We start from the raw sequence: 24,010 nt of genomic DNA, 5'->3' as shown, positions 1-24,010 counted from the left end.
CTTTGCTGGTGCTTTAAACAAAAAATAAAACAACTTAAATATAATGTTCTAATAATATATAGATTATTAGGATAAACATGCAAAATATACTACTAGCACTAATACCAATTTTTTTACTTATATCTTTAGGATATTTTCTAAAGCGTATAAAGTTTCCTGATGAGCAGTTTTGGCAATATGCTGATAAATTTACTTATTATATACTGTTTCCTGCACTTTTGATTTATAAGCTTTCAACTGCTTCTTTAGATGATATAGCTGGTGTAAACTTTGTCTTTTCAGCTCTTTTAACTGTGGGGATTATCACAGTTTTACTTATGATTACTGATAAGATTATGTTCTTTTTTGATGGGCCTTCTTTTACTTCTGTTTATCAAGGCTCGATTAGATTTAATACTTATGTATTTTTAGCTTTAACAGATGCTATTTATGGAGATGGTGGCTTGGTTTTAGCTGCTCTTTTGATGACTTTTTTAATACCTAGCATAAATGTATTTTGTATAGGAATTTTCTCTATTTATGCGTCAAGTGATAAGATTACATTTATATCTTTTGTAAAATCAATTTTTAAAAATCCTTTGATTGTAGCTTGTATTATTGGTGGAAGTTTAAACTTTTTAGATATTTCACTTGTAGCACCTGTGGAAAAAACTCTTGCCATTTTAAGTGCTGCTGCACTTCCTTTGGGTCTTTTATCTGTTGGAGTTGGTTTACATATTACTCACTTAAAAGAAGTTAAGTTTGAGCTGTTTTCATCTGTATTTATAAAACTTGCTCTTTTCCCTGTGCTTATTTTCTTTACAGCTGTAAATTTAGGTGTTACTGGACTTCCTTTGCTAGTACTTGTACTTTTTGGAGCTATGCCTACAGCTTCTAGTGCTTATATTTTGGCAAGGGAACTTGGAGGAGATTTAAAGCTAATGTCTGCGATTATTACCATGCAGACACTACTTTCGATATTTTCAATTTCAGCTATACTTATGATACTTGAAGGTTATCAAATACCGTAGATTTTCATCATAAAACTATTTGTTTTATTTTCAAACTTTTCTAACCAAAAGATACTCTTTTGAGTATCTGGTTTTACTATTTTTCCATTTGCATAGATTTTAGATAATTCTAGTTGGGCATTTTTTACATTGTTGTTTGCTGCAAATGTTAAAAGCTCTATTACTTCATCGTAGTCTTTTTCATTTAGATAGTAAAAAGATAGTTTATATGCAGCCATAGGGTCTACTTTTTTTGTATCTTTTAGCAAGTCTATTCCAAGCTCTTCATTTTTTACTACACCTCTTCCTTTTAGGTATAACTCAGAAAGTAGTGCATTTGCATAGAAGTTGCCTCTTTGCTGTGCTAATGTGTAAAGAGTAAAGGCATCTTTGTATTTTCCCTCAGAATATTTTTTTATTCCAAGTCTTAAAATAGCAATTGTATTTTTGTAAGAGATTAAATCATAGCAGTTCTCTTCAAACTCTTTATCTTGACTGATACACTGATTTGCTTGGGCTAATTCTGTTGGTAAAACTTTTAGTGACTGCTCATAGTTATTACATCCTGTTAAAAGTATAGAAGCTATTGCAGAAGTCACTAAAAGTTTTGTAGTGCTTTTTAACATATTTTATTCCTTGTAGATACAACTTGTAATTTTTGAATAATATTTTATCTAATTTTAGATAATTATACGAAGTTAAGAGTTATTCTTGTAATATTTACATATATTTATTTAGGAGATTTTATATGATTTTTATAGGTTTCTTTTTATTTATAGCTTTAATTGCAGTAGCTTTAAATATGATGAACTCATCAAATTTACAGCAGATAGAAGATCACTTAAAATCACAAAACTGTACATCTATTATTTACACAAAAGGCTCATACAAAGGCTTATGTAATGACAAGATTTTAGAAATATCAAATAGTTTTACAATTGATTTAGAAAAAAATACTAAAGAGTATAAGTATAGTGATATTAAAAATATCACAGTTGAGAACTTGGATATCTTACTAAATGACAAAGAGAAGTTAGAGTTTAAGAAAAAAGATGAACTTGATGATTTTTATAAAAAGCTAAAAGATGAAATAAAGAAGTAAAATTACTTCTTTATTTCAAAAGTTTTAGTTGCTTTTTTGCTTTTTTCGTACCTGCTTTTTCATACCATTTCTTAGCTTCTTTTTTGTCTTTTTTAGTTCCACCTTTTCCATAGTGAAAAATAAGACCTATATTATAAGCTGCTACTTTATCATCATATTGTTTATATGCTTTTGCATAGTAGTTTAAAGCTTTTTCTATATCAACTTTTCCTAGAACGCCTTTTTCATGCATGATTCCAAGTTTAACAATAGCCGCTTTATGACCTTTTGCTTCAGCTTTTACATATAGTTCTTCTGCTTTTTTATACTCTTTTATATCATAGTAATATTGAGCTAAATGATGTGCAGCAAACATATCATAGTCAGCAGCCATTTTATATAAAGTCACAGCTGCTTCTCTATCTTTTTTTACACCGTAACCTTTTTCATAAAAAACACCTATTAGGTTTGTAGCTCTATAATCTTTTTTTGCATGACCTTTTTTTAAGTACTCTAAGGCTTTTTTATAATCAAGTCTTATCATTGTATCTTTTGGAGATTCTTCATCTTGGTAGTAAAGCCAAGTAAGATAGTAGTATGCAGTTTTGTAGCCTTTTTTTGCAGCTTCTTCATATAACTCTTTTGCCTTTTGAAGGTCTCTTTTTACTCCAACTCCATACTGATTTACCCATCCTAGATTAGCTAAATCATATGAGTATCCTTTAGGAACTAATTTTTCAAGGTAGTATTTTGCTTTTTTGTGATCTTTTCTATTCCCTTCACATCTTCCACAAAGATATATGTCTACAAGTTTTCTTAAAGCTTGAAAGTTTCCTTGTTCTGCTAGTTTTTCATAAAGCTTGATAGCTTTTTCTTCATCTTTATATTCTTTAAATCCATATGGTGGTTTAAAGTATAAATCAGCAAGTTTTTTTGTAGCTTTTTTCTCACCTCTTTTTTCTAAAGTTTTTAAAAGTTCTAGTGCTTTGTTGAAGTCTTTGTAATCTCTATCTCTTTTATAAAAATCTATAAGTGAATAAGTACTTTTTACATCTCCAAACTCTACAGCTTTTTTTATGGCTTCTAAGGCAAGTTCTTTATTTTTATATTTATTTTTTCCAAATATTGTTCTTAATTCCAAAATATTATTTGTATCAAGTTTGCTCTTTGAGTATTTTTTGTTTTCTTCTTTGAAGTATCTTTTTACATAAGGGTCTGAAATTTTCTCTTTATATTTTTGCTTTAAGGCTTCATTTTTTGAGTTGTAAATATAGTCTTGCCATTTTTTAGTTCTGATGTGCGTTTCTGGATCAAATCTATATCTAAATGTTTTATAAGTTGCCAGTTCTAATATAGCCTCATGGTTACCATTTTCTGCTAACTCTTCAAAAGTATTGTAGGCTTTTACATACTCTCTTTTACTTTTGTAAAATTTTGCAAGTGTAAGCTGTCCGTCTTTTGAGTTTTGTAGTTTTTCTTTTAAAGTTATATATTTAGATATATACTCTTTTTTACTTGAATAGTTTTTAAGAAGGCTAGAAGTTGCTTCTTCGTTTCCTAGTTTCGCAGCTTTTTCAAGGTAAACTTGTGCTTTATCTATGTTTTTCTTTAGCTTTTCTCTATAGTTTCCTCTTGTATAAATAGCACTTAATTCAAGTAGTGCTTTTTCATCTTTTGGATTAAGTTCTAAAACTTTTTCATATAAAGGAATGGCTTTTTTAAATCTATATTTTTTATAAAAAAGATTTGCTACTTTATAAATATCTTCACTATTTTTTTTATCTAAAATAGATTTGATTAGTTCATTTACTTTTTTCTCTTCACTTTTTCTATAGCTACTTCTTCTAATTTTTGTTAAAACAGCTTCAACAGGAAGTTCAAAAGATTTTTCTTTCATAATCTTTTCAATATTTTCAGTTTGTCTTGAAAAGTAGTTTTTAGAGTAAAATAAGTAAAGCTCTTGCATTTGCTCTTCACTTAAAGAATCTATGATTTTATCTTCTAAAGCTTTAGCTTCTTCTCTTTTATAAACCTTTAAATAAGATTTAATAAGTTCAATATTTGCCCCATTGTCACCAAGGCTTGCTGCTAGTTTAAAAAGTTCATGGGCTTTTTGATTTCCATTGATAAACATATCAGCATATTCATCATAGATTTTTGCCACTTTTGTAATTTCTTGGGGATTATTTTTTTTATCTATATTTTTATACCATTTATCAAAGTAGTATAAACCTTCTTTTGTTTCTGGAAATTTATAATGCTCTTTTAGTTCCTTCATCGCATTTAAATCACCATTTTGTGATGCTTTTATTAACTCTTCTTTTGATGTAATGCTGTTTTGATTTGGATTAGAAATCGAACAAGCAGTGAAAAAAATCAAAGCAAAAAAAGCTATTAGAGTGTTTCTCATGAGTTTTCCTTATAATAATTATAATTTAAAAAGATGACATCTTAGGTAAATAATTCTTAATAAATAATTTATATGAAACAATTCTATAATTTTTTATTAATTTTTACGGCTTATTAATAGTTAAGAGACTTTAATGTATTATCAAAGGTTACACATATATTATATAGGATATTTTAAATAGATGAAAGAATTAGTTAATTTTATAAAAGCTTCGGATATTACAAAGACGAATTTTTATAAAAGGTTAAAATGTAAAAAAGATGAAGGTCTTTTACTTCAGTACTTAACAAAAGAGTATGTAAAGGGTAGAGACACTTTAGTAGTAATAGATGTATTATCTGAATTTTGTGACATAAAAGAGTATGAACACTTAGATAAATTAGACATAATTAAATCCCTTTTGGAGTGTGGTTGGTTAGTTCAAGTTGCCTTTGATCAAATAAAATTAAATGAAGTTTCAAAACTTGAATTATTAAACTCAAATATTGCACTTTCAAGCTCATATTTAAAACTATTTGAGAATCTTTCAGGGGACTTTATTCTTCCTGAAATTAAAAGTTATACAGATCACTTAGAGTACTTACAAGATCAGTTTTTCAAGATAGATTTAGTACAACAATTAAATGTAGTTAGAAAAAACTTTGATATTAACTCTCCTAGTTCAAACAGGCTAAAATCAAAACTTGTTTTACTAGAAAATAGAATTAAAGAGAGAGTAAAAGTAACAAATAGCTCTATTATGCTTGAAGATTTTTTTAAAGAAAATGATTTGGGTGATCAAGAGCAAACGTTATTTTTAGCTTTACTAAAAGAAGAGTATTCAGGTGGTGATGGATCAATTAGAGATATGAATGCTTTAATTGAACTAATCTCATCTGATGATTATGAAAAGATAAAATATAGAAGTTTACTTGAAGAAAGCTCAAACCTTGTATCAAAAGGTTTAGTTGATTATGATGAAGTTCTTACAGCCTTTGGTGGAATAAATAGAAACTTCTATATTCCTGATGAGATTTTATATAAAATCTCTCACCCAACAAAGAAAAAGACTAGAAGAACAAAAATAAAACTAGACTCAGTTATAAAAGACCAAGATATGTTTGAGCTTGTAAATACATCTAAAAGTTTAGATGATGTGGTTTTAAATGATAAAACAAAAGAGACTTTAGACGCACTTTTACAACAAGTTGATAAAACAGTTGCAAACAGACTTAAGCAGTGGGGAATAAAAGACAAAAAAAGAGGAATTGATGCAAAAATCATTTTCTATGGAGTTGCAGGAACTGGTAAAACATTAACAGCTTTAGCAATGGCAAAATCCCTTAAAAAAGAAGTTCTTAGTTTTGATTGTTCAAAAATACTTTCTATGTATGTAGGTGAGAGTGAAAAGAATGTAAGAGCTATTTTTGATAAGTATTATGAGCTTAGAGAAATCTCAAAATCTGAGCCAATTTTACTTTTAAATGAAGCAGACCAATTCTTAAGTTCAAGAACTACAGGTGCTGGAAGTGGTAGTGATAAAATGCATAACCAAATGCAAAATATTTTCTTAGAGCAGATTGAGAGATTTGACGGAATTTTAATAGCTACAACAAACTTACTTGAAAACTTAGATAAGGCATTTTCAAGAAGATTTAACTATAAAATTGAGTTTATGAAACCAAATAAAGCTCAAAGAGTACTACTTTGGGAAAAGCTTTTACCTGAGGCTTTACCACTTGATGAAAACTTTGATATTGAAGACTTAGCTTCTTATGAGTTAACAGGTGGACAAATTGAGCTTGTTATAAAAAATACAGCGTATAAATTAGCTGTAAGTGATGAGCCAGTATTTAAAGTAGAAGACTTTAAAGAACAGATTCAAAAAGAGCAAAAAGGTCAGTTTGATTCTGAAAATAAAGTAGGCTTTTTTTAGAGTTTAAGAAGTAGTTTACTACTTCTTAATAATAAACTCTTTTTAGATAACACTAATAGGGAATAGGTTTATTATTTTTAGTATATTGATTTAAGGCTTTATGATTATCATTTTCTTCACTTACTTTTTTTTCAAAATTACTAATTAGAACATTAAAAGCATCTTTTGCTTCCGTCCAAGGTTCATTATGTATCTGCTCAATTAAAGATATTTTATTTATATGCTCTTTAAAATATTCTACTAATGTATCATAGATGAAGTTTTTTTCTAGCTGACTCATATTCTCTAATATATTGATATTTCCATCAAACTGTAAATCTTTATAATTTGAATACTTTTTATCATCTATGTTATATAAGCCTCCTAATTTATTCAATTTAGAAGCAAATTCATCTATAAGCTCTTGGAAGGCTATGCTTTCATAATCTTTATTTTTATTAGGATTTAGTTCTACATCATGCTTGAATAATCGTCGTACTAATATCCCAACTCCTTCATTATCTAAAGAATCAAAAGTCTCAAGTATGGCATTTTTTAAAACACTATTATTTATTAAATTTAAACCATGTTTTTTGTTTCCATATTCTAAATCTTCAAGTTTCAAATCGCCATATTCTAATAAACCAGCTTGAGCATAAAAAGTTGCCCTTTCTCTAGCTATAATTTCAGAGTCTCCCTTATCCATCCATTTTTGTATAAAAGCTTTAAATTCTGGAGCATTTTTATATTTACTATCATTTTCTATAGGTATAGTATCTTTATTGTAAGAAGTATTTTTATTAGTTGTTTTTGATTCTTGTGTGTTGACATGGTGTTTATTATAAATTGTTTGTGTATCTACTTTCATAAATTAACCTTACTTATAAATTCTAGAAAATGATAACAAGTATTTACTTATTTTTAAATATTTATCTTATTATTATATGATGTCATGAATTTTTTTAAAAGGAAAATATTAAAAAAAAGCTTTTTGCTACAAGTACTACATTAGTTTTAAGTAACTCTTTATATAGAAAATGGTGAAGGTTTTATAGCTGTAGCAGTTGGAGATTGTACTGTAACACTTAAAGAAAAATTTGTTTTTAAAGGTTACGTAGTATATTTATGGTCAACATCAACTTATAGTTATTACACTAAAAATAGGTGGCAGTCGCCACCTTAAGAAAACTTGAATTAAAAAAGGGGATGAGAGTGTTAGAACTTATTTTTAGATGTTTCTTCAACTAATGAACTAGCCATATTTGAAGTTTGGTTCGCAATCTCTTTTGTTTTTAGGGCAACCAAACTATTTTCTTGTGTTACTTGGTCAAGAAGTGATACAGCGTTGTTTATTTGCTCAACTCCTGCCATTTGCTCTTTTGAACTTGAACTAACTGTATTTATGATTTGTGTTGTTTCTAAAATATTCTCATTTAGTTTTTCATAACCTGTATACATAAGTGATGCAATTTCATCACCTTCATTTGCTTTTGAAGTAGCCTTTTCCACTAGGTTTTGTATTTCACTTGCTGCATTTGAGGCTCTATTTGCTAGGTTTCTAACTTCTTGAGCAACTACTGCAAAACCTTTTCCAGCCTCACCTGCTGTTGCTGCTTCAACAGCCGCATTTAAAGATAAGATATTTGTTTGGAAAGCAATTTGATCAACAACTTTTATAGCTTCATTAATCAAACCTACTTGCTCATTTATCTCTTGCATAGATTTACTTGTTTTATTTGATAAATCTTTGCCATTTTGTACTGATGATTCTAAGTCATTTGCATTACTCAATAATGAGTTCATACTTTTTGAGTTATCTCTCATTGTTTCTGTAATTTCTTCTAGTGAAGCTGCTGTTTCTTCTAGAGAGGCTGCTTGTTCACTTGAAGCCTTTGAGAGTTTGTTTACATTTTCATTTAACTCTTTTGAGTTACTATATAAAGTTTGTCCATTTTCTAGATTATCTTTAAGTAAAGCAGATATTTCTTTACCTAAACTATTTACTCCAAGCATAAGTTCTTCAAAGTGAGCTTCACAATCTATATTTGCTCTTTTTGTAAAGTTTTTATTTTCATATGATTTAAGAACTTCAAGTGTATGTGTACTTAAATTGTGTAAAGAGTTTATCATTGTATTTAACCCCTCAATTAAGTGATTTATTGTCTCGTCACTTGTAGAAGCACTTATCTTTTGACTTAAATCACCTCTTGCCACACTATCTACAACATTTGATACATTTTTAAGAACTTCATTGTTTTGTTTTAGGTTTACTCTAATTGTTTTGATATTCTCATTTATTTCACTTGTAAGTTTCCCAATTTCATCTTTTGTAGTAACTTTAATTAAACTTGTATCATCTTTTTTACCGTTTATGAACATGAGGAATTCTATTAAACCTTTTTCTAAAGTTTTTATAGGCTCAATTATTGAAATCTTAGAAATAATAGGAATTATAATACATAAAATAACAAGAACAAAAAAAGTAATTCCAACTAATGTATAAACTAAAGAGTTATAAGTCTCAATTGTTTTGTCTTCCATAACTTGAACTTTTTTTGCAATATCATCTATATAAATTCCTGTTACAATTGTCCAGTTAAATTCAGGAATATATTTTGAAAAAGCAATCTTTTTTATAAGTTTGTCTGTTTTAGGTTTTTGATAATAGTATTCTACAAATTTGTTATTATCATTTTTAGAATCAATTAAAGCTTTTCTAAAAGCGAAACCTTTTATATCAGGTTTATTGATATTTGTTTTTTTGCCATTTAATTGTGGTTTTGTTCCATGAAAGGCGAAATAATAGTCAGTTCCCTTGTTTTCATATGCAAAGAAATAGCCACTACCATTTAAGTATCTAGCACTACTTAAAATCTCTTTTGCTTTTTGTTTTGCAATTTCTTTTGAAGGAGATTTTTTTATTATATCTTCAACAATACTTGTAACAGTTAAGACCTCATTTTTTAGTAAATCTTTTTTTTCATTTAAGATTACTTGTTCAAAATCTTTGATTGTGTTTTGAGACTTGTTTTCTATTAAATTAATAGTAACAATACTAATAATTAATACTGTTAATAAGACAGGAAACATACTAAGGGCAAGTAGTTTAAATTTGATACTTTTTAACAATGGAACTCCTTAAAATAATAAAGTAAAAAAAATTTTACGTATTTTACATAAAAGTTACATAATATATTGTTAAAAGTTATAATAAATATAACAAAAGTTGATTTTAGTCATAAAATAAAACAAAAATTATAAAAAGCTTACAAATTAAAAAAATAAACTAATGTAAAAATTTAAAGAATATATAAAGTTAGAAAAAAAAGAAAATATGTGAAATTTTGAAACATTGAGATTTTAAAACAAGTGAACTATATTTTTTATGATAATTATATGTAAGTTTATCATACCAATTTTAGATACTTCTTTTATAATGGTTTTAAAAGACTATAAAAAGTTGGTATAGAAGTATAGTGTTTCATTTGGTGTCAATTTGATTACATGTGTAGCAAAAAAATAGCCAATAAGCTTTTTTTTATGGGGATAGAAATATCATTGCATAACTATTAAAGTGGCTATTTAATACTATTTAGGTACTATATTTAAGCTTCAAGTAAACTTTTTTAGAAAGTTTTATAAAGGATATACGATATGACACATATGGATTTTGCACATCCTTATTTCGGTGCATTTGTTATGTTTGTGGTAACATTTGCTGCATTTGGTGCTACTGTATGGTTATCAAGGTTTGTTAGTAGGAAGATTGCTAGACTTGATACTGAAAAACTTAAGACTACACTTTATGAGTGTGGACCAGAAGTTACAAAGCAACCAAATACAATCTCTACGCAGTTCTACTTAGTTGCATTGCTATTCATTCTATTTGATGTTGAAATTATTTTTATGTTCCCATGGGCTATCAACTTTAAGATATTAGGTTGGTTTGGGTTTGTAGCAATGATTTTATTTATCACTATTTTATCTATAGGATTCTTATATGAATGGAAGAAAGGAGCCTTAGAATGGCACAGCATAAAGTAAATTATTTACAAGATGGCGGAGCGCCTATAAAATTAACAACTATTGATAAGCTTGTAAATTTTGGTAGGTCAAACTCAATTTGGCCTATGACATACGGTTTAGCATGTTGTGCCATTGAAATGATGGCAACAGGTGCATCAAGATATGACTTCGATAGATTTGGTACTATTTTTAGAGCATCTCCAAGACAATCTGACTGTATTATCATTGCAGGTACATTAACAAAGAAACACGCTGAGTTCATGAGAAGACTTTATGACCAAATGCCTGACCCAAAATGGGTAATTTCTATGGGATCATGTGCTAACACTGGTGGTATGTTTAATACTTATGCAACAGTTCAAGGTGCAGATAGAATTGTACCTGTTGATATTTACTTGCCAGGTTGTGCTCCAAGACCTGAAACATTACAGTATGCATTAATGACTCTACAAAAGAAGATTAGAAAAGAATCAATCTTTAGAGCTAAGAAGAAAAAAAGGTTAATTTAATGAGACAGTATAAACCAAAAGATGATGTACAAAGAAAGTCATACTTCTCAGATAGATTTTATGTAACACCAAGTTTACCAAGACTTGATACAAATGAAGATGAGCAGTTTGCCAAAGATTATGAAACTTTTGCATCAAAAATTGATGTAAAAGAAGCATATATTGAGCATACTCACTTAGTAATTCATATAGATAAAAACTCTATTGTTGATGCAATGACTCTTTTAAAAGATGAGCTTGAATATGATATGTTAATGGAGTTATCAGCTATTGATTATTTAGCTAAAAGAGATGGTTATGAACTATTTTATGAAATGCTATCATTATCAAAACATAAAAGATTAAGAATTAAATGTTTCTTAGGAAAAGATGATGCTATTGAATCTGTAACTTCTTTATTTAAATCAGCAAACTGGTCTGAGAGAGAAATGTATGATATGTTAGGTGTAAAAGTAGTAAATCACCCTAATATGAAAAGAATTATTATGCCAGATGATTGGTATGACCATCCACTTAGAAAAACTTATCCACTTCAAGGTGATGAGGCGGCTTCATGGTATGAAGTTGATAAAATCTTCGGAAAAGAAGCTAGAGATATTATAGGACCTGAACAAAGAGATCCAGCTGCAATTGATAGATATGACACAACTAGATTTGCAAGACTTGGACATGAAGTACCATTTGATACTGATATTTCGCAGTTTGAGCCTGAAACATCTATTAACTATCAAGAAGATAATGCCACACCAATTATGAAAAAATTAAAACCTGAAGAATCAGTTGTTTTAAAAAGAAGAAGGTAATAAAATATGCAAACACAACAACCAAATAGATTAAAACCTTTTTTTGAAAATATAAACTTCGAGAGAGAAGATAACACTATGATGGTGAACTTCGGGCCTCAACACCCATCAGCTCACGGTCAGTTAAGACTTGCTTTAGAATTACAAGGTGAGGAAGTTGTAAAATCAAGACCATTAATTGGATACCTTCACAGAGGTATGGAAAAGATGGCTGAGAATATGATTTATAATGAGTTCTTACCAACTACAGATAGAATGGATTATATCGCTGCAACTTCAAATAACTATGGTTATGCTTTAGCTATTGAAAAATTACTTGGTATTGAAGCACCAAGAAGAGCAGAGATTATTAGAACTATGCTTTTAGAATTAAATAGAATTACTTCGCATCTTTTCTGGCTAGCAACTCACGCACTTGATGTTGGTGCTATGTCTATGTTCTTATATTGTTTTAGAGAAAGAGAATACGCAATGGACTTAATTGAAGACTATTGTGGTGCAAGACTTACTCACTCAGCTGTTAGAATTGGTGGAGTTCCTTTAGACTTACCATCTAACTGGATTGATGATTGTGAGTCATTCTTAAAAATCTTACATGAAGAATTAGAAAAATATGAAGGTTTATTAACAGAAAATAGAATCTGGAAAATGAGACTTGAAAATGTAGGTGTTATTACACCTCAAATGGCAAAAGACTGGGGATGTTCAGGTATTGCTTTAAGAGGTGCTGGTATTAAATGGGATTTAAGAAAAGAGATGCCTTATGGAATTTATGATGAATTAGATTTCGATGTACCTATTTCTAAAACTTGTGATTCTTATGGTAGATACAAACTTTGTATTGCTGAGATTAGAGAGTCTGCAAAGATTTTAAGACAATTATTCCCAATGTACATGGAAAGTGAGTCTCAACTTATGGCTCATGCACCTGAGTATATTTCAGCTCCAAAAGAGCAAATTATGACTCAAAACTACTCTTTAATGCAACACTTCGTACTTGTAACACAAGGAATGAGACCACCAAAAGGTGAAGTTTATGTTGCAACTGAGTCACCAAAGGGTGAGTTAGGATATTTTGTTGTAAGTGATGGAACGCCTTACGCTTATAGACTTAAAATGAGAACACCAAGTTTCCAACATACAGCTATTTTAGAAGAGATTTTAGTTGGAACACAATTAGCTGACGTTGTTACTATTATTGGTAACCTAAACATCGTATTTGGTGAAATTGATAGATAGGGGAATAGAAGTATGAAAAGATTTGATTTAAGACATTTAAAAAACGACTTCTATGACAGAATGTTAGAGCTTATGGATACTCAAATTGCTGATGGTGAAACAGCTATTATTATGTTTGAGATTGGTGACTTTGAAAATATCCAAAAATCTGCTGATGTTGTTTATGAAGCAGGTTATACTTTAATGAACTCTATTAAATTCAATGAAGTTGACTGGACTTTAGTTGTAAAGAAAGTTAAACCAGAAGCAAAAGAAGTTGAAGAAGAAGCTTCACAGGATGCTAAATAATGAATAAAAAAGAGCTTATTGCTAAAAGTGATTTTGTAATTACTTTAGGAACAATGCTTTCTAATAATAAAGAGGTTTACGTAGACTCAATTATTGAATCAATAGCAAAAACAAATGCAAAATTTGTTTATATGCACCCAATTGATAACATCGATATCAAGCTTTATTACACACAATTTATAAAATATGAAGTGGGAAGTGAAGAGGGTATTTGCGCCTTACTTCTTGACGCTTTTGTAAAAAATTGTGATGAAAATATAAAAGCTTACATTGATGATTTAGACTTAGGGTATATTTCAGCAGAAAGTAGTGCAGGGGAAGAAGAGTTTGAAGAGGCTTTCGAGGCATCAAAAGAGTCTACTTTCAAAACACTAATTATTGGTGATGATATTATTGAGCATGATAGAGTTGAAAATATTGTAAGACTTCTAGCTGTAATTAAAAAGTATTCAGATTTAAATATTGTAGTTTTAAATGATGATTTAGAACAAAAAGTTAACTCTTGTGAAAACTTTGATTTAGAAGAGATTGAGGATTTGAAATCATATAACGGAACACTAGTTTATAGATTGATTGATGAAGAAGAGAATGATATTTTATCATGTAGTCAATCTTTTGCAAATATTGCTAAGGTTCAAAATGGTGATGAAATTTTTATTAACTTTGCAAGTGAAAAAGTAAAAAGAGTTTTAAAAGTTGATGATAAGTTAAACGGTACTGTATCAATAGCAAAAGGTTCAAACTGCGAGAGTGAACTTTTTAAAGGTTATAGATATAAGCAAGTAAAAATAGAAAAGGTTGATGCATAATGAGTGATATGATTACATTAACAATAGATGGTAAGTCTGTAGAGGCAAAAGATGGTGAAACTATCTTAAATACAGCAAGAGCAAATGATATATTTGTTCCTGCGGTTTGTTATTTAACTAGATGTTCACCAACTTTAGCATGTAGACTATGTCTTGTTGAAGCAGATGGAAAACAAGTTTATGGTTGTAATACTAAGATTAAAGAGGGGATGGAAATCTCAACTGTTACTCCTAATATTGCTAAAGAAAGACGCGCAATTATGGAAGTTTACGATGTAAACCATCCATTACAGTGTGGTGTTTGTGACCAAAGTGGAGAGTGTGAATTACAAAACTACTCTTTATACATGAACGTTGACTCACAAAGCTATAGTATAAAAGATATTCATAGACCAACACAGCACTGGGGTGTTATGAACTATGACCCAGCACTTTGTATTGTATGTGAAAGATGTGTAACTGTATGTAAAGATATGGTTGGATCAAATGCACTATCTACTGTAAAAAGAGGTGCAGATGCAATTGATAAGACATTTAAAGCAGAAATGCCAAAAGATGCTTATGCAATGTGGAATAAATTAAACAAGTCATTAATTGGTTATGATGCTGATGCCTGTACTGATTGTGGTGAGTGTATTTCAGCATGTCCAGTTGGAGCTTTAGTATCTCATGACTTCCAATATACTTCAAACGCTTGGGAATTAAAGAAAATTCCAGCAGCAAATCCACACTCTTCTGATTGTGCATTTATGTATTATGAAATCAAGCAAGAATCTATTGACAATCATGCTCAAAAGAAGATTTATAGAGTTACAAATGAACCTCATTTCTCAACTGTAAATGGTGCAGGAAGATTTGCGTATGATTTTGAAAATAAAGTTGAAGCTAAAGATGAAGTAGCATTTAATAAAGCTATTGAAGCATTTAGTAAAGCTGATACTATTAAATTTAACTCATATATCACAAATGAAGAAGCTTTAATCTTACAAAAACTTGCAAAACAAAGAGGTGCAAGATTAGTAAATGAAGATGCTAGAAGATACCAAGAGTTCTTAAAAAACTATGCATCAACATCTGGAAGATCTTTATACTCTTCAACATTAACAGATGTTCATTCATCTAACTTTGTAATTTCTGTTGGTTCATATTTAAAATCTGATTTACCAAATGCAAGATATGCCTTTAATAACTCAGTTATTATGAATAAAGGTGCTGCATTATACTTCCATCCAGTTGCAGATCCTGTTATGGAAAAAATTGGTAAAAAAGGTAAAACAACAGACTTTATTTATCATGATGCAATGGCTCAAGAAGCTATCTTATACTTTATTTTATATAAATTTGGAAAAGACTTACCAGCATCAATCAAAGAGTTTATAGACTCAAAAACTGAGAAAAGAACTAAAACTGTAGTTGAAACTGTAAAAGAAAAAGTTGTTGAAATCGTAAAAGATGAAGAAACAGGTGAAGAAAAAGAAGTTTCAAAAATGGTTCCTAAGAAAGTAGAAAAAGAAGTTGAATTTGAATACAACTCATTTATTGAAGAGTTTGGAAAAGATGAAAATTTCTTAGAGTTAGTTGATTCAATGCTTGCTAAAAAAGATAACTTCTCACTAATTGTTGGTGAAGATTTAATCACTCATCCAAATGCAGCAAATTTAGCAAAATTATGTGGAATTATTGATAGATATACTGCTTTTGATATTGTAATTTTACCAACTCAAACAAATACTCTTGGAGTATCTTTAATTTGTGATTTAGCAGATGAAGAAAATGGTTTTGTTGTAGGTTACAATGAAAAAGCTGATTTTGAATTATCTGCTTTAGGTGATGGAGATTTAGATATTCCTGCACTTAACCAACAAGAGGGAACTTTCACAAATGTAGATAAGAAAGTTATTCCTACAAACGCAGCACTTGCTCATAAAGGTTACAACCTAAATGATATTGCAAATGTAGTTTTAAATGATGAGATTGAATATACTATTGAATATACAGAGCAGTTACCTTTAACTGGTGGATTTAAAGCAGTAGATTTTGACTCATTACCAAATGAATTTGGAAATGATAGAGTTGAATATAGAGGATATGACTTATCTGTATTAGTAAGCGAAGCTAGTGATGATGTTGAATTAGACTTGTCATCTAAGATAGAGTTAGTAGAAGATGAAACAGTTATTTATAAAGCAAATCCTATTAACCAATTCAATGAATTCACAGCAATTGCTCATGAGTTTAAAGATGATTTAAAATCAGGTGTTTTCTTCTCTCAAAGTGCATTTGATAAATTAGAGTTACAAGAGGGCGATAAGGTAAAAGTTGAAGCTAATGGACAAACTTTAGAGTTAAACGCATATGTTGATATTCAAATTACTGGTGAAGTTGCATATGTATCTACTTTTGAGAAAAACTCAGCTTCAAAAGCTTTATTTGATACTTACAGATATAGTAAAGCAAAAGTGACAAAGGCATAATATGGAAACTGGAATTATTATAGAAACAATTGTAAAAGTTTTCACAGTAATCTTAGTATTTTCTGCATTAGCTGGATTTACTACGTATATTGAAAGAAAAGTGTTAGCATTTATGCAAAGAAGATTAGGACCTACAAATGTTGGTCCTTATGGTCTTTTACAAATTGCAGCGGATGGTATTAAGCTATTTACAAAAGAGGATTTTATCCCTGCAAATGCAAATAAACCTATCTTTATGATAGCGCCAATTATTACAGCTGCAACTGCATTTATTGCAATGTCAGCAGTTCCTTTTTTCCCAGAGTTTGAAATCTTTGGATATACAGTAAGACCTATTATCTCAGATGTAAATGTTGGGGTTTTATTTGTATTATCAGTTGGAGCTATTGGACTTTATGGACCATTATTAGGTGGTATGAGTTCTGCAAATAAATGGGCTTTAATTGGTGGGGCTAGAACAGCCATTCAAATGCTTTCGTATGAAATCGTATCAGGACTTGCTTTACTTGCTCCTATTATGATGGTTGGTTCATTATCATTAATTGATATTAATAACTACCAAGCAGGTGGGATATCTGAGTGGATTATTTGGTATCAGCCTTTAGCATTTATTTTATTTGTAATTGCTGGATTTGCTGAAACAAATAGAACACCATTTGACTTACTTGAACATGAAGCTGAATTAGTTGCAGGTTATGCAACTGAGTATTCAGGTATGAGATGGGGTATGTTCTTTATTGGTGAATATGCTGCATTATTTACAATTTCATTCTTAATTGCACTTATCTTCTTAGGTGGATTTGAGCCATTATGGTTTATTCCTGGTGGATTAGCGATTGTATTAAAAGTAATGTTGTTAATTTTCATTTTCTTATGGACAAGAGCAGCATGGCCACATGTTAGACCTGATCAGTTAATGTGGTTATGTTGGAAAGTATTAATGCCACTAGCAGTACTAAATATTTTAGTTACTGGTTTAGTGATGATGATATAAGGGGTAATTATGAGTTTTAAAGAGTTTAAAAATAGAAATATATCTGAAGATTACGTAACAGTTCAAGAAGATAATTATCCAAAAACAGAATGGGAATCTTTTAAACAAGTAATGAAAAGATCTGTAAAAGGTGAACTTTTAACAGGTCTTAAAATTACATGGAAAATGATGACAGGAGCACTTTTCAAAGGTGAAATGGCAACAGTTCAATATCCAGCTGAAAAGTTACCTATTGGTCCAAGATATAGAGCAGTACATAAGTTATTAGTTCTTTTAGAATCTGGAAGTGAAAGATGTATTGGTTGTGGTTTATGTGAAAAGATTTGTATTGCAAATTGTATTAGAATGGAAACTAAAATTGATGAAGGCTCAAGAAAGGCAGTAACTGAATATACAATTAACATGGGAAGATGTATTTTCTGTGGATATTGTGCAGAAGTTTGTCCAGAGCTTGCAATTGTTCACGGAGGAAGATATGAAAACTCTTCTGAACAAAGAGCACACTTCTCATTAAAAGAGGATATTATAACGCCATTTGATCAATTAAATCAACAAACAGAGTTTGCAGGTTTTGGTTCAGTATCTCCTGATGCTGATGAAAAAATCAAGAAAACTCCATTATCATACTAAGGAGTCTGAATGTTTGAAATAGTAGCTTTTATAGTCTTTTCAGTACTTACAATAGGAATGTTCCTAATTACAGTACTTACAAATAATGCCTTATATGCACTAAGTGCTATGGCAGCAGGAATGATTTTTATTTCTGCGTTTTTCTTTTTATTGGGTGCAGACTTCTTAGGTGCAGTACAAATTGTGGTTTATACAGGTGCAGTAATGGCACTTTATGCCTTTGGTATGATGTTCTTTGATTCACTTTCTGTTGTAAAAGAGAAAGTAAATAACCCAAGATTAGTATTTTTACTTTCAGGAATGGTGGCTTTAATTGTTGTGGTTATTTTTATAGCACCTGTAATTGGAGAAAATGTTCAAGCTAACTACCCAATGACTCCTGGAGCTGGTAATTCAGCAGATGTTGGTTTAGTTTTATTTACTAAGTATTTAGTCCCATTTGAAGTGGCAGGTATTATGTTAGTTGTTGCAATGATTGGTGGTATTGTACTTGCTGGTAAAAAAATGAATGAATCTTATTCTGAAATGCCAGAAGATGAGATTGATGCACATATCGAAGCAGAAGCTAAAGCTGAAGCTCAAAAAGAATCTAAGGAGGCAAAATGACACTTAATGCCTATTTGATACTTTCAACACTTCTATTTTGTATAGGACTGATTGGAGTAATTAGAAGAAAGAATGTATTAATGCTTTTCTTCTCAACAGAAATTATGTTAAATGCTGTAAATGTAGGACTTGCAGCTATTTCTAAATTCCATGGGGATTTATCAGGACAAATGTTTGCCTTCTTTATTATTGCAGTTGCTGCTGCTGAAGTTGCTATTGGTCTTGGATTATTAATTCTTTGGTATAAAAGAACGGGTTCTATTAACTTAGATGATATTCAAGGGATGAAGGGGTAATAATGGAAAAATTTATATATATAGCACTTTTTGCCCCACTTGTAGGTTCACTTGTAGCTGCACTATTCTCAATGCAGCCAAAAAATGCTTTTACAGGTTGGTTTACATCATTTATGTTAGCTGTTTCTATGATAGCTTCACTAAACCTTTTACAACATGTTTATACAACAGATGAGACTTTAAATGTAGTTTTATTTGAATGGATTGTATCAGGAAGTTTAAATATTCCTATGGGATTTGTAGTTGATCATGTATCAGTTGTAATGATGACAGTTGTAACTGTAGTTTCAACAATGGTTCATATTCACTCAATTGGTTATATGGAACATGACAAAGGTTTTAATAGATACTTCTCTTACCTTTCAGCATTCGTATTCTCAATGCTTGTACTTGTTATGTCTGATAACTTCGCTGTACTATTTATTGGATGGGAAGGTGTTGGTGTTTGTTCATGGTTACTAATTGGATTCTGGTATCACAAAGAATCAGCATCATGGGCTGCAAATGAAGCATTTATTATGAATAGAGTAGGGGATTTAGGTTTATTACTTGGTATGTTCTTAATTTACTGGAATATTGGAAGTTTACAATATGATGTAGTATTTGCTAATGTTGCAAGTTTAGAGACTTCTACACTTACTTGGATTGGTATCTTATTATTTGTAGGTGCTATGGGTAAATCAGCACAATTCCCATTACATACATGGCTTGCAGATGCAATGGAAGGACCAACTCCTGTATCAGCACTTATTCACGCAGCAACTATGGTAACAGCTGGTGTTTATTTAGTAATTAGATCAAATGAATTATATGCATTAATTCCAGAAGTTGGATATGGTATCGCTTGTTTAGGTGCATTTGTTGCAATCTTTGCAGCTACTATGGCTTTAGTAAACAATGATATGAAAAGAATTATTGCTTACTCAACATTATCACAATTAGGATATATGTTTGTTGCAGCTGGTCTTGGTGCATACTGGGTAGCACTTTTCCACTTAGCAACTCACGCCTTCTTCAAATCAGTATTATTCTTAGGTGCAGGTAATGTTATGCATGCAATGGATGATGAATTAGATATTAGAAAGATGGGTGGATTACACCAAAAGATGAAAGCAACTTCGATTATTATGTTTGTAGCTTCACTTGCTCTTGCTGGTATTTTCCCATTAGCTGGGTTCTTCTCAAAAGATAAGATTTTAGAAGCTGCATTTAATGCTGATGCTTATATTTTATGGGCAACATTATGGATAACTGCTGGTTTAACTGCATTTTATTCATTTAGACTTGTATTTAAAATCTTCTTTGGAAAACAAAACTATTCAGATGAGCAGTTCCATCCTCACGAAGCAAAAAGTTTTGTTATCGCTGCTATGTTGCCATTAGCAGTTCTAGCAGTAATTGCAGGTTGGTTTGAACATGCCTTTATTGATTTTGTAACTAAAATTCTTCCTTCATGGGAAGCTTCAAATACAGCAAGCTCAACGGTTTGGATTTTAATACTAGTTACAAGTGCTATTGCAATTGGTGGTATTGCAGTTGCTTATGTGAAGTACTTCAAAGGCGATGGATTTAGTAAAGAGTGGGAGAATAAAGCAATCTACAAGCTTTTAATTAACCAATACTATGTTCCACAGTTCTATGAGAAGTTTGTTTCTAAACCATATTATGCAATGTCAGTATGGTTCTTTAAAGTTGTAGAAATTAAAATAATTGATAATACGATTGATTCAATTGCTAGATTTATTTATAAACTAGGTACTAATATTAGAGTTATTCAATCAGGTAATTTATCAACATCATTAAGACTAATGGTTACTGGACTTATTATGGGTCTAGTTTTCGCCTTAGTTTTAGCGGTAATATAAGGGGTTATGTAAATGGAAAATATTTTATCGATGCTGATATTCTTCCCAGCAGCAGCTGCAACTGTTGGATTCTTAATTCATAAGGATTCAATGAGACAATATGGTGTAGTTGTAACTGTTGTTGAGTTTGTTTTAGCTTTACTTTTATGGTATCACTTTGACCCAAGTATGGCTGGAATGCAGTTTGTTCAAAATTTACCAATAATCTCCTCTATGGGTATAGGTTATGTTGCTGGTGTTGATGGTGTATCATTATTCTTACTTATTATGATTACATTTATGACTATGATTGCTGTTATTGGATTAACTGAAAAAAGAAATATTAAAAACCTAATCATTACTATGCTTTTTTTAGAAATGACAATGGTTGGTGTTTTCGTTTCTTTAGATGTAATCATGTTCTATGTTTTCTGGGAATTAACACTTATTCCAATGTTCTATATCATTGGTTTCTGGGGAGCAGAGAGAAGATTCTATGCTGCAATGAAGTTCTTCTTATATACATTTATTGGTTCATTAATCATGCTTGTAGGTATGTTATACTTTGGATATGTATATCACGAAACAACAGGAGTTTGGAGCTTTAACTTACTTGATTGGTATGGGGCTATTTTACCATTTGATGTTCAATTATGGTTATTTATTGCCTTCTTCTTTGGATTTGCTGTAAAAGTTCCAATGATTCCATTCCATACATGGCTTCCATTAGCTCATGGTGAAGCACCAACTATTGGTTCTATTATTCTTGCTGCTGTATTATTAAAAATGGAAACATACGGATTTATTAGATTCTCGCTTCCATTATTCCCTGATGCAGCTGTGTTCTTTATGTGGTTTATGGCAGGACTTGCTATTTTAGCAATTATCTACACAGCTATGCTTGCATACGCACAAGAAGATATGAAGCAAATGATAGCTTACTCATCAGTATCACATATGGGTGTTATTACTTTAGGTGTGTTTGCTTTAAACACTGAAGGTATAGCAGGGGCTGTATATCTGATGCTTGGACATGCAATTGTTTCAGGAGCACTATTTATGTGTGTAGGTGTTTTATATGATAGAAGAAAAACTAAGATGATTAAAGAGTTTGGTGGATTAGCTCATAATATGCCAATGTTTGCACTAGTTTATGCAGTTGTTTTAATGGGGTCTGTTGGACTTCCTTTAACAGCTGGATTTGTTGGTGAATTCTTAGCTTTACTTGGATTCTTTAAAGCATCTCCAATTTTAACATTTATTGCTTCTTTAACTATTGTATTAAGTGCAATTTATATGTTATCAATGTACAAAAGAACATTCTTTGGAGAGTTAACTAATCCAAAGAACAAACCATTAAAAGATATTTTTGGAAGAGAATTAGTTGCACTTGGATCTTTAGTTGCTTTAATTATTGCACTAGGTGTTTATCCAAAAGTTGTACTAGATCCGCTTAACACTTCTGTAAATCATTTAACTCATGTTATGCAAGTAAAAGCAGTAAATGAAGATACAAAAGAGAAGCTAAAAGCTTTAAATACAATAGGGGAGGTTAAATAGATGCTAGAGCCTATTTCAATTAGTTTAGAGAGTTTAAACCTAGGTACTTTAGCACCTATGGTTATTGCAATTATTGGTGCAATTAGTATTATATTAACAGACCTATTTAATAAGAATAAGCATAAATCATTATATGTAATGATTGTTACTCTTTTCTTAGTATTTGACTTATTTACACTATTAGCCTTCTCAGGAAATGAGAGAGGTTTATTTGACATAATGCTACTTGATGGTATTGCAATACTATCTCAATGTATTATTATTGGTGGATCAATTCTATTTATTTTCTTAGGACTTTCAAAGTTAAGATTCCAAGACTTTAGACATGCTGAGTACTTCGCACTATATTTATTTATGGTTGCAGGGTTCCAGTTTATGGTAAGTTCTGATTCTTTAATTATGATTTTTGTAGGACTTGAAACGGCATCATTAGCTTTATATACAATGATTGCTATGCACAATAGAATGGTATCAATTGAAGCTGCTGTTAAGTACTTCACTATGGGTGCATTAGCAGCTGCTTTCTTTGTATTTGGTTCTATGATTTTCTATGCTTTAACTGGATCTTTAGAATTAGCACAGATTTCACAAGTATTAAGTGATCAAAATTACTTATCAAGTGATAACTTCTCTAACTATATTATGGTCTTAGTTGGATTTGTATTTATGTTTGCCGCACTTGGGTTCAAATTATCATTATTCCCATTTCATACATGGGTACCAGATGTTTACCAAGGTTCAACATCAGCTTTAGCTGGATTTATGTCTGTTATTCCAAAAATGGCAGGATTTGTTGTAGCACTTAGATTCTTTGATGTATTTGTACATAGTGGTGATACTATTATTTACTTTATGTTATATATCACTGTAATTTTAACTATGACTATTCCAAACTTAATAGCATTACAGCAAACAGATATTAAAAGAATGCTTGCATACTCTTCAATTTCAAATGCAGGTATGGCAATGGCAGCAATTTTAATAGGAACACATCAGTCAACTAATGCACTATTTTTATACTGGATTTTATTTACAGTTACTAACTTTGGTGCCTTTGGTATGTTGTGGCTTAATAGAGGTAAAGAGTATAAAGATTATGATTCACCATATTCATTTAAAAAGTTCTCAGGACTTGCTCAAATTTCACCATTTACAGCTGCAATCTTAGGATTGTTCTTATTTGCACTTACAGGTCTTCCTCCATTTGCATTATTCTGGGGAAAAATGTATTTAGTTTCAAGTGCAGTAAATGCAGGAGAAATTGCTTTAGCAGTTGTTATCGTATTAAACTCTGCAATTGCAGCATACTACTACTTAAGACCAGTTTCTTATATGTTCTTAAGAGACCCAGAACAAGGAGCTAATACTAAATTTATGCAAAATGCAACAACTCCAATGAAATCAGTTGTTGGTTTTGCAGTATTTTTAACTATTACTTCTATATTCTATATTCAACCACTATTAGACATTATTTCTCACTATGTAGCTAGTGCAGGATTTTAGTATATAATCTAGCCATTTAATATTTAAATGGCTAGGAATATAGTAAAATCAATTT

The 24,010-nt window shown here is 30.3% G+C and carries 21 protein-coding genes; 17 read left to right on the top strand and 4 right to left on the bottom strand.

Annotation, left to right across the window (positions count from 1 at the left end; translation table 11 throughout):
* Positions 1–77: 77 nt before the first annotated feature.
* Positions 78–1,010: an AEC family transporter gene (locus tag NJU99_RS14380; RefSeq protein WP_254576600.1), complete on the top strand. Its 933-nt coding sequence runs from the start codon at positions 78–80 to the stop codon at positions 1,008–1,010.
* On the opposite strand, the gene NJU99_RS14375 is transcribed toward NJU99_RS14380, so the two are convergent.
* Positions 998–1,615 carry a tetratricopeptide repeat protein gene (locus NJU99_RS14375; RefSeq protein WP_254576599.1) on the bottom strand — a complete coding sequence of 206 codons (618 nt, stop codon included), beginning with the start codon at positions 1,613–1,615 and terminating at the stop codon, positions 998–1,000. The two genes, NJU99_RS14380 and NJU99_RS14375, sit on opposite strands and share 13 nt — an antisense overlap.
* Before the next feature lie 122 nt (positions 1,616–1,737).
* On the opposite strand from NJU99_RS14375, the gene NJU99_RS14370 reads away from it, so the two are divergent.
* Complete coding sequence (locus NJU99_RS14370; protein ID WP_254576598.1) at positions 1,738–2,091, top strand: hypothetical protein; 354 nt, start codon at positions 1,738–1,740, stop codon at positions 2,089–2,091.
* Between the two features lie 10 nt (positions 2,092–2,101).
* Here the strand turns inward: NJU99_RS14370 and NJU99_RS14365 are convergent, their stop codons facing one another.
* Positions 2,102–4,480, bottom strand: coding sequence for an SEL1-like repeat protein (locus NJU99_RS14365; RefSeq protein WP_254576597.1), 2,379 nt, complete (start codon positions 4,478–4,480; stop codon positions 2,102–2,104).
* Between the two features lie 181 nt (positions 4,481–4,661).
* Between NJU99_RS14365 and NJU99_RS14360 the strand changes: the two genes are divergently transcribed.
* Positions 4,662–6,395: an ATP-binding protein gene (locus NJU99_RS14360; RefSeq protein ID WP_254576596.1), complete on the top strand. Its 1,734-nt coding sequence runs from the start codon at positions 4,662–4,664 to the stop codon at positions 6,393–6,395.
* Positions 6,396–6,447: 52 nt separating this feature from the next.
* Here the strand turns inward: NJU99_RS14360 and NJU99_RS14355 are convergent, their stop codons facing one another.
* Positions 6,448–7,242: a hypothetical protein gene (locus NJU99_RS14355; RefSeq protein ID WP_254576595.1), complete on the bottom strand. Its 795-nt coding sequence runs from the start codon at positions 7,240–7,242 to the stop codon at positions 6,448–6,450.
* A gap of 347 nt (positions 7,243–7,589) precedes the next feature.
* Complete coding sequence (locus tag NJU99_RS14350) at positions 7,590–9,503, bottom strand: methyl-accepting chemotaxis protein (protein WP_254576594.1); 1,914 nt, start codon at positions 9,501–9,503, stop codon at positions 7,590–7,592.
* A 525-nt stretch (positions 9,504–10,028) separates the two neighbouring features.
* Here NJU99_RS14350 and NJU99_RS14345 point away from each other — a divergent pair.
* From NJU99_RS14345 to nuoN, 14 genes are read left to right on the top strand one after another with little or no spacing between them, the layout of a single operon-like run.
* Positions 10,029–10,418, top strand: coding sequence for an NAD(P)H-quinone oxidoreductase subunit 3 (locus NJU99_RS14345; RefSeq protein ID WP_254576593.1), 390 nt, complete (start codon positions 10,029–10,031; stop codon positions 10,416–10,418).
* Complete coding sequence (locus NJU99_RS14340) at positions 10,400–10,909, top strand: NuoB/complex I 20 kDa subunit family protein (RefSeq protein WP_254576592.1); 510 nt, start codon at positions 10,400–10,402, stop codon at positions 10,907–10,909. The genes NJU99_RS14345 and NJU99_RS14340 overlap by 19 nt, the downstream gene beginning before the upstream one ends.
* A complete protein-coding gene (locus NJU99_RS14335) occupies positions 10,909–11,712 on the top strand; it encodes an NADH-quinone oxidoreductase subunit C (RefSeq protein WP_254576591.1) in 804 nt (267 codons plus the stop codon). The genes NJU99_RS14340 and NJU99_RS14335 overlap by 1 nt, the downstream gene beginning before the upstream one ends.
* A gap of 6 nt (positions 11,713–11,718) precedes the next feature.
* Positions 11,719–12,951: an NADH dehydrogenase (quinone) subunit D gene (gene nuoD / locus NJU99_RS14330; protein WP_254576590.1), complete on the top strand. Its 1,233-nt coding sequence runs from the start codon at positions 11,719–11,721 to the stop codon at positions 12,949–12,951.
* A gap of 12 nt (positions 12,952–12,963) precedes the next feature.
* Positions 12,964–13,239, top strand: coding sequence for an NADH-ubiquinone oxidoreductase subunit E family protein (locus tag NJU99_RS14325; protein WP_254576589.1), 276 nt, complete (start codon positions 12,964–12,966; stop codon positions 13,237–13,239).
* Positions 13,239–14,048, top strand: a complete 810-nt coding sequence (locus NJU99_RS14320) for a hypothetical protein (RefSeq protein WP_254576588.1) — start codon at positions 13,239–13,241, stop codon at positions 14,046–14,048. Before NJU99_RS14325 ends, NJU99_RS14320 begins: the two co-directional genes overlap by 1 nt.
* On the top strand, positions 14,048–16,522 hold the full coding sequence (locus NJU99_RS14315; protein ID WP_254576587.1) for an NADH-quinone oxidoreductase subunit G: 2,475 nt from the start codon (positions 14,048–14,050) through the stop codon (positions 16,520–16,522). The genes NJU99_RS14320 and NJU99_RS14315 overlap by 1 nt, the downstream gene beginning before the upstream one ends.
* Position 16,523: 1 nt before the next feature.
* On the top strand, positions 16,524–17,516 hold the full coding sequence (gene nuoH / locus NJU99_RS14310) for an NADH-quinone oxidoreductase subunit NuoH (RefSeq protein ID WP_254576586.1): 993 nt from the start codon (positions 16,524–16,526) through the stop codon (positions 17,514–17,516).
* A gap of 9 nt (positions 17,517–17,525) precedes the next feature.
* The gene (nuoI, locus tag NJU99_RS14305) at positions 17,526–18,146 is read left to right on the top strand and encodes an NADH-quinone oxidoreductase subunit NuoI (RefSeq protein WP_254576585.1); all 621 of its coding nucleotides are present in this window, start codon (positions 17,526–17,528) and stop codon (positions 18,144–18,146) included.
* A gap of 9 nt (positions 18,147–18,155) precedes the next feature.
* Positions 18,156–18,752, top strand: a complete 597-nt coding sequence (locus NJU99_RS14300) for an NADH-quinone oxidoreductase subunit J (protein ID WP_254576584.1) — start codon at positions 18,156–18,158, stop codon at positions 18,750–18,752.
* A complete protein-coding gene (gene nuoK, locus NJU99_RS14295) occupies positions 18,749–19,048 on the top strand; it encodes an NADH-quinone oxidoreductase subunit NuoK (RefSeq protein ID WP_254576583.1) in 300 nt (99 codons plus the stop codon). Before NJU99_RS14300 ends, nuoK begins: the two co-directional genes overlap by 4 nt.
* 2 nt (positions 19,049–19,050) lie before the next feature.
* Positions 19,051–20,913 carry an NADH-quinone oxidoreductase subunit L gene (gene nuoL, locus NJU99_RS14290; RefSeq protein WP_254576582.1) on the top strand — a complete coding sequence of 621 codons (1,863 nt, stop codon included), beginning with the start codon at positions 19,051–19,053 and terminating at the stop codon, positions 20,911–20,913.
* A gap of 12 nt (positions 20,914–20,925) precedes the next feature.
* The gene (locus tag NJU99_RS14285) at positions 20,926–22,452 is read left to right on the top strand and encodes an NADH-quinone oxidoreductase subunit M (protein WP_254576581.1); all 1,527 of its coding nucleotides are present in this window, start codon (positions 20,926–20,928) and stop codon (positions 22,450–22,452) included.
* The gene (gene nuoN, locus NJU99_RS14280) at positions 22,453–23,955 is read left to right on the top strand and encodes an NADH-quinone oxidoreductase subunit NuoN (protein WP_254576580.1); all 1,503 of its coding nucleotides are present in this window, start codon (positions 22,453–22,455) and stop codon (positions 23,953–23,955) included.
* Positions 23,956–24,010 lie beyond the last annotated feature (55 nt).

It is taken from the genome of Arcobacter roscoffensis (assembly GCF_024267655.1).
In the GTDB taxonomy this organism is placed as follows: Bacteria; Campylobacterota; Campylobacteria; order Campylobacterales; family Arcobacteraceae; genus Arcobacter_B; species Arcobacter_B roscoffensis.
This window is presented reverse-complemented; position numbering and strand designations above follow the sequence as displayed.